The sequence below is a fragment of the Rhodococcus sp. T7 genome (assembly GCF_009872365.1).
GTDB lineage: Bacteria > Actinomycetota > Actinomycetes > Mycobacteriales > Mycobacteriaceae > Rhodococcus_F.
Genome location: NZ_WXYH01000377.1, coordinates 50,221 through 64,822 on the forward strand (window position 1 = coordinate 50,221; position 14,602 = coordinate 64,822).

Genomic DNA, 14,602 nt, shown 5'->3' on the forward strand with positions numbered 1-14,602 from the left:
TCCTCTTGCTGGTATTGGTCACGGGGGGAACAGGTTTCGTCGGGGCGTGGAGCGCGAAGGCGGCGGTGGACGCCGGTCACCGGGTGCGCTTCCTCGTGCGCGATCCTGCTCGCCTCGTGACCAGTGCGGCGGCGCTCGGGCTCGACACGTCCGATCACGTGGTCGGTGACATCACGGACGCCGCGTCCGTGCGGCGAGCCCTTGACGGCTGCGACGCCGTCATCCACGCCGCGGCCGTGGTCGCGGTCGACCCGCGCCGCGCGGAGGAGATGCTGGCGACCAACCTCGCCGGCGCGCAGAACGTGCTGGGAACCGCGGTCGAACTCGGCCTCGACCCGATCGTCTACGTCTCGAGCATCGCCGCCCTGTTCCAACCGGGGGCCCGGCTGCTCACCCCCGACCTCCCGGTGTGCGGGCCCCCCGACGCCTACGGCCGCAGCAAGGCACGCGTGGAGCAGTACGCGCGCGACCTGCAGGCCGACGGCGCACCCATCGCGATCACCTACCCGGGCATGATCGTCGGCCCGCCCGCGGGAAACCAGTTCGGCGAGGCCGCCCAGGCAGTCGAGGCCGCCGTCCACCTGCGGGGTCTGCCCGGGCGGGGCGCCGCATGGACGATGGTCGACGTGCGTGAGGTGGCGACGGCACACGCCGCCCTCCTCGAACCGGGGAGCGGCGCCCGCCGGTTCATGCTCGGAGGTCCCCGGATTCCGATCGCCGGGATCGCCGACATGCTGGCCACGATCACCGGCAAACGGATAAGCGTGTACCCGGTTCCGGACTCCGCGCTGCGCCTGGTGGGCAGGCTGGTGGACGCGATCGACCGGTTCGTCCCCTTCGACACCCCGATCTCGGAGGCCGCGATGGAGTACTACACGCGGATGCCGGACACGGACGACCGGCCGAGCGAAACCGAACTCGGGGTGAAGTACCGCGACTCGGCGGAAACCCTCGCCGACACCGTCGCCGGGCTGACGGCAGCGGGCCGGCTGTGAGCTTCACGCGCGCCGAGTTGGAGTCGTTCCGGGACGCCGAGGTCCCGGACCTCATCGGACCGGACTGCCGCCTGCTGTTCGTCGGCATCAACCCGGGACTGTGGACGGCCGCGACCGGGGCGCATTTCGCGCGTCCCGGCAACCGTTTCTATCCGGCTCTGCTGGGCGCCGGCATCATCGAGCGACCCATCGACCCGACGGCGGGCATGTCGGACGCGGATCGCGATCACCTGATCGAGCGGGGCGTCGGCATCACCAACCTGGCCCCGCGCGCCACGGCCAAGGCCGACGAACTGACCGGCGAGGAACTGGCCGTCGGCGCCGAGCGCCTGCGCGGCGTCGTCCGCGACACCGCTCCCCGGGTGGTTGCCGTCGCCGGAATCACCGCCTACCGCACGGCATTCGGGGAGCGGGCAGCGAGGAAGGGCAAACAGCCGCGAACCCTCGAGGGCGCGGAGTTGTGGCTGGTGCCCAATCCCAGCGGTCTCAACGCCCACGAAACCGTCGCCACCCTGGCCGCGTCGTACCGGGAGGCGGCGATCGAGGCCGGAATCGTCTCGGGCTGACCTGGCAGGTCGCTAGGCTGCGGAGATGACCGTCGTCTACAACCTCGTCTTCGTCTGCCACCTGCTCGGTATGGCCGCACTCGTCGGCGGCTACTTCGCGGTGCTCGCAGCGCCGCGGATCTCCGAGGTGATCGTGTGGGGTGCGCGGCTCCAGTTCGTGACGGGACTGATCCTCGTCGGGCTGGGGGAGGCCGCACTGGACAAGGACTACAACCACGTCAAGATCGGCGTGAAGCTTCTGCTCTCGCTGGTGATCGTCGCACTCGCCGAGATCGTCCGGGGCAAGCAGAAGCGAGGGCAGGAGCTCCCGAACCTCGTCCACGTGGTCGGTGGGCTCGGCATCGTCACCGTGCTGGTGGCCGCCCTCTGGACCTGATCCCGCGCCCGCTCACTTCTTCGGTGGGGCGAGGATCTTCATCGCCAACCGCTGCGCGGACTCGGGCATCCGGTCCTTCATCGACATCGCGAACTCGCCGGCCTTCGTGCGCACCGACGTGCCCCGGCCGAACCGCCGGTTGAACGCGGATCCCTCGGTCGGCTGATCGAAGTGCAGCGGCGGGGCACCGTCCGCGGCGCCGAGTGCGCGCCCGATCACCATCCGCTGAATCTCGCTAGTGCCCTCGAAGATGGTGTACAGCTTGGCGTCCCGGTACCACTTCTCGACGGGATGGTCGCTGATATACCCCCACCCGCCCATCGTCTGCAGCGCACGCTCGGTGGTTTTCACCGCGACCTCCGACGCCGCGAGCTTCGCCATCGAGCCCTCGCCGTGGCGGAATTCCACGCCCGCCGCCGCCATCCACGACGCCCGCCACGTCAACAGTCGCGCGGCATCGATCTGGGTCGCGAGGTCGGCCAGCGGGAAGGCGATGCCCTGGTTGTCGATGATCGGACCGCCGAATGCCTCCCGGCGGTTGGCGTATTCGGTGGCGTACTCGAGCGCGGCGCGGGCGATTCCCAGCGCCTGGGCCGCGACCATCGGGCGGGTCTGCTCGAACGTGCCGAGGGTGGCCGATTTCCGCCGCGGCGCGCCGGTCGCCACCTCCTCCTGCACCTCACGGGCCTTCCGCATGCGGTGTTGCAGTTTGTCGTCGCCGCCGAGCAGGTGGTCGGCGGGCACCCGCACTTGATGGAACTTCAGCTCCGCCGTGTGCGACGCCCGGCAGCCCAGCTTGTCGAGCTTGCGGACGAGTTCGATGCCCGGGTTTCCGCCGGGCACCACGAACAGCGCCTGCCCGCGGTGCCCCAGCTCCGGGTCGACGGTGGCGTTCACGACGTGCACGTCGGCGATGCCGCCGTTACCGATCCACATCTTGTGACCCTCGATCACCCAGTCGTCGCCGTCGCGCGTCGCGGTGGTCCGCAGATTGCGGACGTCGCTGCCGCCCTCGGGTTCGGAGATGCACAGCGCGGCGAGTTTCAGGTTGCCGGGCTCGCCGAAGCACTCGGGTGCCCAGCGCAGCATCTGCTCCGGCGTCGCGGCCTGCCCGATCGACGACAGCGCCAGCGCGGGCATCACGACGGCAAGTCCGATTCCGGCGCAACCCCAGAACAGCTCCTCCATGAACAGGGGGAGGGACAGGCCGGTCGGGTCGCCGATGAGGTCGCGGTAGAACAGCGGACTGTAGAAGCCCTCTTCCGCGGCCTTCTCGAGAACGTCCCACGGGAACTCCTGCGCGCGGTCGTGCTCGGCGGCCACCGGCCGGATCACGTTCTCCGCGAAAGCGTGCGTCCGCTCGACGAGGTCCTTCTGTGCGGGGGTGAGCGCGAGGCTGAAAGTCATGGCAGTCCCTCGGTTGCCGTGTTGGTGTGCAACAACGTAACACTCACGGGCTGTGAGAACCACGGATCGCACGATCCTGAACAGTGGGATATCGATCCCATTATCTGATCGGAGTTGCTAGCGTCGAGACATGGACGGTGACGAGACGGTCTACACCCACGGCCACGACGAGTCGGTGCTGCGAAACCATCGATGGCGCACCGCCGAGAACTCCGCCGGCTATCTGCTTCCGCACCTGCGAGCAGGCATGACGCTGCTCGACGTCGGGTGCGGGCCGGGCACCATCACCGCCGACCTCGCGGGACTCGTCGCGCCCGGAGTCGTCACCGCCGTCGAGATGAACGACGAGGCGCTGTCCCTCGCGCGAAACGAGTTCGCCAAGCGCGGCATCGCGAACGTCGAGACCGTCGTATCGGACGTCCACGCACTCGACTTCCCCGACGACAGCTTCGACGTCGTGCACGCACATCAGGTCCTGCAGCACGTCGGCGATCCGGTGCAGGCACTGCGCGAGATGAAGCGGGTGTGCCGACCCGGCGGAATCGTTGCCGCCCGCGACGCGGACTACGGCACCTTCACGTGGTTTCCGCCGACACCCGAACTCGACGAATGGCTGACGCTCTACAAGGCCGTCGCCCGGGCGAACGGCGGTGAACCCGACGCCGGCCGCCGCCTGCGGGCGTGGGCGCACGAGGCCGGACTCGGCGACGTCGCGAACACGGCGAGCACGTGGTGTTTCTCCACCGACGAGGATCGCGAGTGGTGGGGAGGGTCGTGGGCAGACCGTTCGCTGCGATCCGCCTTCGCGGACCGCGCGCTCGTGCTGGGGCTCGCCACCGAGGCAGACCTCGACCGCATCGCGGCCGGCTGGCGTGCCTGGGTGAGGGAGAACGACGGCTGGTTCGCGCTCCTGCACAGCGAGATCCTCTGCCGGGTGTAGAGGCAGCGCGAAGCGAAAATCTCGCGACCGGCGCCCGGGAATGGAACACTCGCCCCATGCTGACGTTGCGCGTGGGTCGAGTGTGGTTGCCGGGGCTGATGGTGGTTCTGATCGGTCTGGTGTTCGCACCCGGCGCCTCCGCGGCCCCCGATCGGGCGGTTTTCTCCGGGGTCTCGGACCAGGTGATCACCGTCTACGCGCCGTCGGCGGGGTCGGTGAGCGCCGAGCTGACGGCCTGGGAACGGGGCTCGGACGGCACGTGGCAGGTGTTCGCAGGTCCCGTCCCCGCCGACGTCGGCGCGGAAGGAATCGGTGCGGCGAACGAATTCTCCACCCGCACCCCGGCCGGGGTCTTCCCGCTGTCGCAGGCGTTCGGCCGGCAGCCCGCACCGCAGACCGCGATGCCGTACTTCCAGTCGGATCTGCGTGACTGGTGGGATTCGAATCCGCTCTCGCCGACGTACAACACGCACGTCCGGCAGGACGCGAGCCCTGGCGGTAACAGCGAGAACCTCTACTCGGCCGGACCGCTCTACGACTACGCGCTCGCGATCGGCTACAACGCCGCCCGCATCCCCGGACTCGGCTCGGCGATGTTCCTGCACGTCACGGACGGCACCACCACCGAAGGATGCGTCGCCACCGACCGCGACACGCTGACAACCCTCCTCGGCCGACTCGACCCGGCGAAGAATCCGGTGATCGAGATCGCCGTGGGCGCCTAGCGGTCGTGCGCCTTTCTGGTTGCTACAGCTACCAGAAAGGCGCACGGGCGGCGGAGCCGCCTACAGGCCGGGGCGCTTGCCGATGGTGAGGGTGGGGGTGGAGACGCCTGCGAAGAAGTCCTCGCCCTTGTCGTCGACGACGATGAAGGCGGGGAAGTCCTCGACCTCGATCTTCCAGACCGCTTCCATGCCGAGTTCTTCGTATTCGACGATCTCGACCTTCTTGATGCAGTCGAGGGCGAGACGTGCCGCGGGACCGCCGATGGACCCCAGGTAGAAGCCGCCGTAGGACTTGCAGGCGTCGGTGACCTGCTTGGACCGGTTGCCTTTCGCGAGCATCACCATGGAGCCGCCCGCGGCCTGGAACTGCTCCACGTAGGAGTCCATCCGACCGGCGGTGGTGGGGCCGAAAGAACCGGACGCCATGCCGTCGGGGGTCTTGGCCGGACCGGCGTAGTACACCGGGTGGTCCTTGAGGTACTGCGGCATCTCCTCGCCGGCGTCGAGCCGTTCCTTGATCTTGGCGTGGGCGATGTCGCGGGCGACGACGAGCGGGCCGGTCAGCGACAGCCGGGTCTTCACCGGGTGCTTGGACAGCTCGGCGAGGATCTCGGGCATCGGCTTGGTGAGGTCGATCTTGACGGCCGCGCCCTTGCCGGTGCCAGAGACGCCGTCAGTCTCGGAGTCGAGCTGGGCGTCGGTGACCTCGGGGAGGAACCGGCCCGGGTTGAACTCCAGCTGCTCGAGGAAGACGCCCTCGGGGGTGATCTTCGCCTTGGCCTGGCGGTCTGCCGAGCAGGACACGGCGAGCGCGACGGGCAGCGAAGCGCCGTGGCGGGGGAGGCGGATGACGCGGACGTCGTGGCAGAAGTACTTGCCGCCGAACTGTGCGCCGATGCCGATCTGACGGGTCAGCTCGAGCACCTTCTCCTCGAGTTCCAGGTCGCGGAAGCCGCGACCGGTGATCGCGCCCTCGTTGGGAAGTTCGTCGAGGTAGTGCGCGGACGCGTACTTGGCCGTCTTCAGCGCGAACTCCGCGGACGTGCCGCCGACGACGATCGCGAGGTGGTACGGCGGGCAGGCTGCGGTGCCGAGGGCGCGGATCTTCTCCTCGAGGAACCGCATCATGCCGTCCGGGTTGAGGATCGCCTTGGTCTCCTGGAACAGGTAGGACTTGTTGGCGCTGCCGCCGCCCTTGGCCATGTACAGGAACTTGTACGTGTTCTCGTGACCGGTCGCCGTGTCGGCGTAGAGCTCGATCTGGGCGGGGAGGTTGCTGCCGGTGTTCTTCTCGTCCCACATCGTGATCGGCGCGTTCTGCGAGTACCGCAGGTTGAGCCGCGTGTACGCGTCGTAGACGCCGCGCGCGACGGCCTTCTCGTCGTCGCCGGGGGTGAGGACGTGCTGGCCGCGCTTGCCCATGACGATCGCGGTGCCGGTGTCCTGGCACATCGGTAGGACGCCTGCGGCGGAGATGTTGGCGTTCTTGAGCAGGTCGAGCGCCACGAACTTGTCGTTGCCCGACGCCTCGGGATCGTCGAGGATGCTCGCGAGCTGCGTCAGGTGATCGCTGCGCAGGTAGTGCGAGATGTCGTGGAGGGCGGTCTCGGTGAGCAGGCGCAGCGCCTCGGGCTCGACGGACAGGAAGGTGCGGCCGCCGGGTCCTTCGACAGTCGACACCCCCTCGGTGGTCAGCAGCCGATATTCGGTGGGGTCCTCACCGATCGGCAGCAAGTCCTCGTAGAGGAAGTCGGCCATTCTATCTCCTGGACAGCGGGTTGTGTGAAGTTCGTCTTCAGGCTAGACGCGGCCCCCGGCGGCCCTGTGACGCGGGGGCATGCTTTGACCTGCGCAGTGGCGTGGCTCACAGAGTTCTCACAAGTAAATCCGTACACTTGACTGGATGCTTGAACACGGAACCAGATCGGCCGGCCGAATGACCCTTGCAGTCCAGGACGCCGGAGCCGTCGACGACGAGAAGTCCGGTGCACGTGCCAAGCGGCCCGTACTGCACGCCTACCTCGACATCGCGATCGTGGTGGTCGTCCTCGCGGCCACCAACCTGATCGCGCACTTCACCACCGCGTGGGCGAGCATCGCGACCGTTCCCATCGCCGCCGTCGTGCTGCTCGTGCTCACCCGGCGCCGCGGACTCGGCTGGGCCGAACTGGGGCTTTCACCCCGGCACTGGCGCAAGGGATCGCTGTATGCCCTCGCGGCGATGGGCCTCGTGATCGGCGTCGTCGCGATCGGTGCCGCCCTGCCGATCACCCGCCCCTTCTTCATGGCCGACCGGTACGCCACCATCTCCGGCGCTCTGATCGCGTCGATGATCGTCATCCCGCTGCAGACCGTCATCCCCGAGGAACTCGCGTTCCGCGGCGTGCTGCACGGCACCCTTGACCGCGTCTACGGCGCCCGCGGAGTCTTCGCGGCGGGATCGCTGATGTTCGGTCTCTGGCACATCGCGTCCTCGCTCGGACTGACGTCGGGCAACAAGGGACTGTCGAGCTTTCTCGGCGGCGGTGTGCTCGGGCAGGTCCTGGGCATCCTCGCAGCGGTGGTCGCCACCGCGGCCGCGGGCATCGTGTTCACCTGGCTCCGGCGCCGCAGCGGCAGTCTGATCGCGCCCATCGCGCTGCACTGGTCGTTGAACGGCGCGGGTGCGCTCGCCGCCGCCGTCGTGTGGCACACGACCATGGCCTGAGCGACGATGGCCTGAGCTGGGTCAGCCGGCCTCCGGGGCACCCAGCCACTCGAGCAGCTTCTCGTACACCGACTCGTGGTTGAGCATCGTGAAATGGTTCGCGGGCGCGAGGTGCATGCCGTCCTCGTCGCGGAAGCCGATCATCCGCGTCCTGTTCCGGCCGGACGCGCTCGGCACGAGCACCATGCCGTCGCCGAGCAGGCGGCCCAGCGGATGCCTCGGGCTGCGCGTGATGGTCGCGGAGACGAAGCAGTACGTCACGCCGTCGAGGAGGGGAACCTCGCTGATGGCCGCGGCGCGGAGGGCGTCCGGATCGCGACCGCGCCAGTCCTCGTCGACGAGCGAACCCTGATTCAGATCCCGGATGCCGGCGCTCCTCCGGCGCAGGAGTCCGGAGATCGCCCGCGTCTCGGGCAGTGCGGCCAGTCCGGCGCTCGCATAGTGGACGGCCTGCTCCAACGGGGCGCCGAGGTGAGGTGAGCCGAGACTCACGACCTGCCGCACCCGCCGCACCCACGGGCGATCGTCGAGGAAGGCGATCCGGCAGGCGCTGCGGGCGACGAGGCCACCCATCGAATGCCCGACGAGTGCGATCGACTCGACCTCGACCGGCCAGTGCCCGGTGACCGCGTCCAGAAGGTCGGACAGGCTCCTGCCGTTGTCGGAGATGTGCCGGCCGGAGTTGTACCGGATCTGCAGCGCCGTGTATCCCAGGTCCGTTTCGAGCCGTTCAGCGTAGGTCGGGCGGCGGCCCAGCGACCACGCGTCCTCGGTCTCGACGAGCCCGTGCAGGAAGACGACGATGCGGCCGCGGGCGTGGGGGAAGGCGTCGGCGAGCGTGGGCTCGTCCGCCGTGAGCGCGACACCGCCCACCCGTATCGCCAGAGGTTCGGCGAGCACGGACCCCTCCGATTCCAGTACGTCGCCGATCAGCCCCTGGATCGCGGCGATGGCCCGGGCACCGCCACGGGTCTGGGACGGCGGGACGTTCTCCGCCGACGGGACGTCGAGGAACTGTCCCGCGAGGGAACCGCCGAGTCGGGCGGTGCCGGCGACGAGTGCGTACACGGCGGCGGAGATCTCGTCGTGGAGTGCCTTGGCAGGCAGGGCGTGGGTGCCGACGCCGAGCCGTACTCCGGCGAAGACGCGGTCCGAGACGGCGCGGTGGATGCTGCCGATGCCGCCGGCGGCGGCCCCGATTTCGTCGAGAGCCAGCCGGGCGAGTGCCCGCACCTCGGAGCGGCGTCTGATCTGCGGATCGGTCACGAGATTTGAGTGTACGCATGTGCACTGAGATGTGCGCGTGGTGCGAAACCGCCGGAATGTGCAGCGCACGCGATTATTTCGCGAATAAATCAACGGTGAAACGGGAAAGTTGATCTTGCAAATGGCGGATCAATTGGTCGACCGACCAATTCCGGAGAAAAAGCTGGTGACGCGGATAATGAACATGTTCACGTCACGAGTTATCCATCGTGATAGATACGTGATCGACGCATCGTTACGCTGCCGACAACACCGCGACGGGGCCCGCGCGCCTGAGCGCACGAACCCCGTCGCGGGTATTTCAAGCCTTGTGCCAGCGGAAATGCTAGCCAAGCGTGGCTGCGGCCGCCGTCGCGGCGTCTGCGCCACCGCCCAATGCGTCGGCGGAACCCGAGAAGAAGTCCAGGGCACCGGCGAGGTCGGAGAAGGCGGAAAAGAAATCGGACAGGAAGGCGAGATCCATGCGTTTAACTCCTTGCTCGGTTGTGGGCATTTATGTCGGCGCTGAGCGGGCGCCGGATTCATTCCTACCGTTATTGAAATGAGATCGCAATCCGTGGAATTAACCGAATTGAAACGGAAGGCGAATCAACGGTTTCCGGGCAGGTGAGAAGCCCGTGTCCGAATCTACATCCGTCCGAGAAATCTCACGATGTGGGAGCCTGGGCCCTATGCGAATCGCACCTTCGAGGGGCGCGGGCGGGGCTATCCTCGTCCCACGACGTGTAGCGCCTTCCGGACATACGGACGTATAGGGGAAACCATCATGCGCAAGACCATCGTCACCGGCATCGCGGTCGCGGCCCTCGCGCTGCTCGGCGTGACCGGCTGTTCCAACGACTCGAACGAGGCGCCGATCGCGACCACGACCACGTCCTCCCCGTCCGATCGGATGGAAGGCGCGATCAGCAGTGTGCAGGCCACGGCGTCGTCCGCCGTGAACACCGCGCGCGAGGCCACCCAGAACGCGATCAACTCGGCCATCGCGGCGGTCCCGATCGGATTCGAATCGGGAACCGCCGAACTCAACGCCATCTCGGACGTGACCGTCAAGGCGGTGGCCGCCGCGATGAAGGCGGGCGACAGCAAGATCGCGATCGAGGCGTACGCGAGCAACTCGGACGAGGCGGCCGCCTCGCTCCTCGCCGACCAGCGCGCCCAGGCCGTGGCGAACGCCCTCGAGGCGCAGGGGGTCGACAAGAGTCGCATCTCGACCGAGGGCACGGCGAACCCGGCCGAAGGCGTGAACGTCGATCAGGTGGAGATCACCGTCGAGGACAGCTGACCGGCGCGGTCAGTGCAGGACCGCCCGGTGCTCGTTGCTGTACGGAATATGCTCGGCGGTCCTGCCGTCGCGGAGTTTGAGCACCCACTCCGGATCGGACAGCAGGGCGCGGCCGACCGCCACGAGATCGAACTCGCCGTTCTCGTACTGCCGGAGCAGGCGGTCGACCCCGGCGGTGTTCGAGGCGCCGTCCGACGTGAAGGCCGTCGTGAACACGTCGTCGAGACCCACCGAACCGACCGTGATCGTGGGCAGTCCGGTCAGCCGCTTGGTCCATCCGGCCAGGCCGAGTTCCCCGTCCTCACCGGACAGTTCGGCGAAGGCCGGTTCCCAGTGCCTGCGGGTGGACGGGTGCAGCACGTCGACGCCGGCGGCGACGAGGGGTGTGAGCACGGCCGCGAGTTCGCCGGGGGTCTGCGCGATGCGCGAGTCGTAGTGGTTCGATTTCCACTGCGAGAAGCGGTAGACGATCGCGAAGTCGTCCCCGACGGCTTCGCGGATCGCTGCGACCACCTCGACCGGGAAGCGGGTGCGGGCCTCGAGAGATCCGCCGTAACCGTCGGAGCGGTCGTTGGTGCGGTCCCACAGGAACTGGTCGAGCAGATAGCCGTGCGCGCCGTGCAATTCGATGCCGTCAAAGCCCACGTCACGCGCGTTGACGGCGGCCGCCACCCAAGCCTCGCGCAGCGCGTCGAGATCGGGCGCGGTGAATTCGCGTCCCAGCCGGGTTCCGTCCAGGGCGATCCCGGACGGGCTGGAGGTCGTCACCTCGGGGTTCATGCGGGGCTGCGGGCCACGTTCGACGCCCAGATGCCACAGCTGCGGGATGATCTGCCCGCCCTCCTCGTGGACCGCGTCCACCACCGACTTCCAGCCCGCGAGGCTGTCCTGTCCGTAGAGGAGCGGCACCCGGGTGTGGGATCCGGCGGCCGGGTCCGGAATGTACGTCCCCTCGGTGATGACGAGACCGACGCCGCCCGCCGCGCGCCGGCGGTAATACGCCGCCACGTCCTCCCCGGGAATGCCGTCGGGGGAGAAAGCCCTGGTCATGGGTGCCATCGCGAAGCGATTCCGGAGTTGGAGAGACTTGACGGCGAACGGCTCGAAGAGGCCGTCCACGGGCAGAGGTGTTTCGGTCATGCCTGTCTCCAACCGAACCCGGTTACGCACTATTCCTGCATATGACCTGCTGCGTAGTTGTAATCTGAAGTCACAGTCGACACTCGCTGCCGGCGCATGGGCACTCGCCCGCGCCCGGTCTGACGGGAGGGTGCACTGATGGGCACGAACGACGGAAAACCTGCCGATCTGGTGCTGTTCGGTGACGTGGTCACCATGAACGACGCCGCGCCACGCGCTCGGGCGGTCGCGGTGCGGGACGGGCGGATCGCCGCCGTCGGCAACGACGCCGCGGTGTTTCCGCTGATCGGACCGGCAACGATCGCGGTCGACGTGCACCGCGCCTGCATCCTCCCCGGGTTCATCGAGGCGCACGGTCACCCGTTGAACTCGGCGGTGCTGCTCGGCGAACCGGTGGTGGACATCAGGCCGGTGACCATCGCCGACGCCGATGAGGTGGTCGATGCCGTCCGCCGCGCCGTCGACGAGCACCCCGACGGCGCCGTGCTCAACGGCTGGGACCCTCTGCTCCAGAAGGGGCTGCCGGAGCCGTCCCGGGAATGGCTCAATACCGTCGCTCCCGACACCTCCCTGGTGATCCTGCACAACACCGGTCACGTGGCGTATTTCAACGACGTCGCCGCCCGGGAAGCAGGATTGAACAAGAAGACGCCGGACCCGGAGGGCGGCAGCTTCGGCCGCGACGAGTCGGGCGAACTGAACGGTTCGGCGTTCGAGGCGCCCGCGGTGATGGCGGTGGCCGCCTCGATTCTCGAGGGTGCGTCCACCCGGCTGCCGGAACTTCTCGCTGCGGAATGCGCGCGGATGAACGCGGCAGGCATCACCACCGCCAGCGAGATGGCCTTCGACCCACGCTTCCGGAGCGCGTTGACGGCGATCGCCCGGTCCGGTGCGCTCACCACCCGGCTGCGGCTGTACGAGATGTCGAACCCGGAGCGCTCCACGGACGTGTCACCCGGAGTGGGCGACGACCTGCTGCGCCAGGTGGGCATCAAGATCTGGTCGGACGGCTCGCCGTGGGTGGGCAACGCGGCCACGAGTTTCCCGTACCTCGACACGGAGGTCACGCGGTCGCTCGGACTCGCCGGATCACGCGGCAAGGCCAACTACACCGCGGACGAGATTCTCGAGATCAGCAAGCCGTACTTCGAGAACGGCTGGCAGATCTCCTGTCACGCAAACGGTGACGCCGCGGTCACCCTGGCCCTCGACGCGTGGGAGCGGATGCTCGCCGACTCGCCGCGAGAAGACCACCGACTGCGGCTCGAGCACGTGGGGGCGATGACCCCGGAGCAGTTCCGCCGGGCGACCGAACTCGGCGTCACGTGCAGCCTTTTCGTCGACCACCTCTATTACTGGGGCGACGTGCTCGTCGACGACCTGTTCGGCGAACGCGGAGCACGTTGGGCCGCTGCGGCTTCCGCGATCGCGGCGGGCCAGCGGATCTCGTTCCACAACGACGGTCCGGTCACCCCGACCAACCCGTTGCGCAACATCGCCGACGCCGTCACCCGCCGCACCCGGTCGGGACGCGTGCTCGCCCCCGAGGAGCGGATCTCCGTCCCGGACGCCCTGCGCGCGGAGACGATCAACTCGGCGTGGCACCTCCGGAGCGAGGACGCGATCGGGGCGATCGTTCCCGGGCTGCACGCCGATCTCGTCGTGCTGTCGGCCAACCCGCTTCTGGTGGATCCCGACGACATCGCGGACCTCGAGGTGCTCGCCACGATCCTGGAGGGTCGAACGGTCTTCGGAAAGCTGGAGTGATCCGGGTGGCGTCCGGGTCGCGGGCGCTGCGGTCGGTGGGGGCGTCGACCGGAGCCTGGATCCGCACCGCGGGCTACACCCGCAAATGGCTAGTTCTCGGTGTCGTGATCGGCATCGTCGCGGGGCTTGGCGCGGTCGTGTTCTACGTCGCGCTGTCGGAGGCGACGCAACTGCTGATCGTCGACATCGGCGGCTACCACCCGCCGACGGCGGCCGGTGACGGCGGCGCGGGCGGCAGCAGGGAGTTCACGAGACCGTGGGCGATTCCGCTCGTGGTGTGCCTGGGCGGTCTCGTGTCGGGCATCCTCGTGTTCACCCTGGCACCCGAGGCCGAGGGCCACGGCACCGACGCGGCGATCGAGGCCGTGCACCGGGACCCCCGCATGATCCGCGTCCGCGTCGTGCTGGTGAAGCTGGTCGCGTCGGCGATCACGATCGGATCCGGCGGGTCCGGCGGCCGGGAGGGGCCCACCGCGCAGATCTCGGCGGGTTTCGGGTCGCTCCTCGCCCGCAGGCTGGACCTCTCCCCGCGGGACGGACGCATCGCCGTGGCGATCGGCATCGGTTCCGGGATCGGCGCCATCTTCGGCGCCCCGCTCGGCGGCGCGGTGCTGTGCTGCACGATCCCGTACAAGGAGGACTTCGACTTCGAGGTGCTCGTGCCGGCACTGGTCACGTCGATCGTCAGCTACACCGTGTTCGGCAGCTTCCTCGGCTTCGGCCCGCTGTTCGGGTACGCCGCCCAGGACTACGTCTTCGACACCCCGGCGCAGCTGGTGTGGTTCGCGCTCATCGGTGTGCTCGGCGGCCTGATCGGATTGCTGTACAGCGGGACGTTCTACAAGGCCGTCGACCTCACCCACCGCCTGCCCGGCAGCCGGATCGTCAAGCCGGCGGTCGGCGGACTGCTCGTCGGACTGATGGCGCTGGTGCTGCCCGAGGTGCTGGGCAGCGGATACGGCTGGATCCAGCAGTCGATGGCCCGCGACGACCTCGCGGCCATCCCGCTGTGGGTGGTGCTGTTGTTGCCGTTCGCGAAGATCCTCGCGACGTCGCTGTCCATCGGATCGGGAGGGTCGGGCGGCATCTTCGGCCCGGGCATGGTGATCGGGGCGTTCACCGGCGCCGCGGTGTGGCGACTGCTGGAGCCGATCGCCCCGGGCGTCCCCGACAATCCGGCGCCCTTCGTCATCGTCGGCATGATGGCGTGTTTCGGAAGCATCGCCCGCGCCCCGCTCGCGGTGATGCTGATGGTCGCGGAGATGACGGGAAGCATCGGCGTGCTCGTACCGGGGATGATCGCCGTCGGAATCTCCTACCTCATCGTGCGCCTGTCTGGGAAGACGATCTACCGCGCTCAGCTCGAGAACCGGGCGGAGGCTCGGCTCGCCCAGGGTTCGCCGGGGTGATCGGATCCGGGTCCCTGTT

14 protein-coding genes are annotated in these 14,602 nt (G+C 68.5%); 9 read left to right on the plus strand and 5 right to left on the minus strand.

All coding sequences use genetic code 11. The features are described from left to right. The first annotated feature begins 5 nt into the window (after positions 1 to 5). The 3 genes from MLGJGCBP_RS41055 to MLGJGCBP_RS41065 are packed head-to-tail and all read left to right on the plus strand — an operon-like array spanning position 6 to position 1,937. A complete protein-coding gene (locus MLGJGCBP_RS41055; protein ID WP_160103176.1) occupies positions 6 to 995 on the plus strand; it encodes an NAD-dependent epimerase/dehydratase family protein in 990 nt (329 codons plus the stop codon). After that, on the plus strand, positions 992 to 1,561 hold the full coding sequence (locus MLGJGCBP_RS41060; RefSeq protein ID WP_160103178.1) for a mismatch-specific DNA-glycosylase: 570 nt from the start codon (positions 992 to 994) through the stop codon (positions 1,559 to 1,561). The genes MLGJGCBP_RS41055 and MLGJGCBP_RS41060 overlap by 4 nt, the downstream gene beginning before the upstream one ends. A 25-nt stretch (positions 1,562 to 1,586) precedes the next feature. Beyond that, positions 1,587 to 1,937: a hypothetical protein gene (locus MLGJGCBP_RS41065; protein WP_087556485.1), complete on the plus strand. Its 351-nt coding sequence runs from the start codon at positions 1,587 to 1,589 to the stop codon at positions 1,935 to 1,937. Positions 1,938 to 1,949: 12 nt separating this feature from the next. Here MLGJGCBP_RS41065 and MLGJGCBP_RS41070 read toward each other — a convergent pair whose 3' ends face one another. Next, positions 1,950 to 3,344 (minus strand): acyl-CoA dehydrogenase family protein, encoded by a 1,395-nt coding sequence (locus MLGJGCBP_RS41070; protein WP_160103180.1) that lies wholly within the window; start codon positions 3,342 to 3,344, stop codon positions 1,950 to 1,952. A gap of 130 nt (positions 3,345 to 3,474) precedes the next feature. Here MLGJGCBP_RS41070 and MLGJGCBP_RS41075 point away from each other — a divergent pair, with 130 nt between their 5' ends. After that, entirely contained in the window at positions 3,475 to 4,284 is an 810-nt protein-coding gene (locus MLGJGCBP_RS41075; protein WP_160103182.1) for a class I SAM-dependent methyltransferase, read from the plus strand. A 56-nt stretch (positions 4,285 to 4,340) separates the two neighbouring features. Further along, complete coding sequence (locus MLGJGCBP_RS41080; protein ID WP_160103184.1) at positions 4,341 to 5,009, plus strand: L,D-transpeptidase family protein; 669 nt, start codon at positions 4,341 to 4,343, stop codon at positions 5,007 to 5,009. 60 nt (positions 5,010 to 5,069) lie between these two features. Here the strand turns inward: MLGJGCBP_RS41080 and MLGJGCBP_RS41085 are convergent, their stop codons facing one another. Further along, entirely contained in the window at positions 5,070 to 6,767 is a 1,698-nt protein-coding gene (locus MLGJGCBP_RS41085) for a fumarate hydratase (RefSeq protein WP_087556481.1), read from the minus strand. Between the two features lie 178 nt (positions 6,768 to 6,945). On the opposite strand from MLGJGCBP_RS41085, the gene MLGJGCBP_RS41090 reads away from it, so the two are divergent. Continuing rightward, a complete protein-coding gene (locus tag MLGJGCBP_RS41090) occupies positions 6,946 to 7,716 on the plus strand; it encodes a CPBP family intramembrane glutamic endopeptidase (RefSeq protein ID WP_087556480.1) in 771 nt (256 codons plus the stop codon). A 21-nt stretch (positions 7,717 to 7,737) separates the two neighbouring features. On the opposite strand, the gene MLGJGCBP_RS41095 is transcribed toward MLGJGCBP_RS41090, so the two are convergent. Next, positions 7,738 to 8,982, minus strand: a complete 1,245-nt coding sequence (locus MLGJGCBP_RS41095; protein WP_160103186.1) for an esterase/lipase family protein — start codon at positions 8,980 to 8,982, stop codon at positions 7,738 to 7,740. 325 nt (positions 8,983 to 9,307) lie between these two features. Continuing rightward, a complete protein-coding gene (locus MLGJGCBP_RS50885) occupies positions 9,308 to 9,445 on the minus strand; it encodes a hypothetical protein (protein ID WP_179220152.1) in 138 nt (45 codons plus the stop codon). Between the two features lie 303 nt (positions 9,446 to 9,748). Here MLGJGCBP_RS50885 and MLGJGCBP_RS41100 point away from each other — a divergent pair, with 303 nt between their 5' ends. After that, positions 9,749 to 10,267: an OmpA family protein gene (locus tag MLGJGCBP_RS41100; RefSeq protein WP_087556478.1), complete on the plus strand. Its 519-nt coding sequence runs from the start codon at positions 9,749 to 9,751 to the stop codon at positions 10,265 to 10,267. 9 nt (positions 10,268 to 10,276) lie between these two features. Here MLGJGCBP_RS41100 and MLGJGCBP_RS41105 read toward each other — a convergent pair whose 3' ends face one another. Then, complete coding sequence (locus MLGJGCBP_RS41105) at positions 10,277 to 11,407, minus strand: NADH:flavin oxidoreductase (protein WP_160103188.1); 1,131 nt, start codon at positions 11,405 to 11,407, stop codon at positions 10,277 to 10,279. Positions 11,408 to 11,545: 138 nt separating this feature from the next. Here MLGJGCBP_RS41105 and MLGJGCBP_RS41110 point away from each other — a divergent pair, with 138 nt between their 5' ends. Together MLGJGCBP_RS41110 and MLGJGCBP_RS41115 are read left to right on the plus strand one after the other, a co-directional pair. Continuing rightward, positions 11,546 to 13,174, plus strand: coding sequence for an amidohydrolase (locus MLGJGCBP_RS41110; RefSeq protein ID WP_160103190.1), 1,629 nt, complete (start codon positions 11,546 to 11,548; stop codon positions 13,172 to 13,174). After that, on the plus strand, positions 13,171 to 14,583 hold the full coding sequence (locus MLGJGCBP_RS41115; RefSeq protein WP_160103192.1) for a chloride channel protein: 1,413 nt from the start codon (positions 13,171 to 13,173) through the stop codon (positions 14,581 to 14,583). The genes MLGJGCBP_RS41110 and MLGJGCBP_RS41115 overlap by 4 nt, the downstream gene beginning before the upstream one ends. Positions 14,584 to 14,602 lie beyond the last annotated feature (19 nt).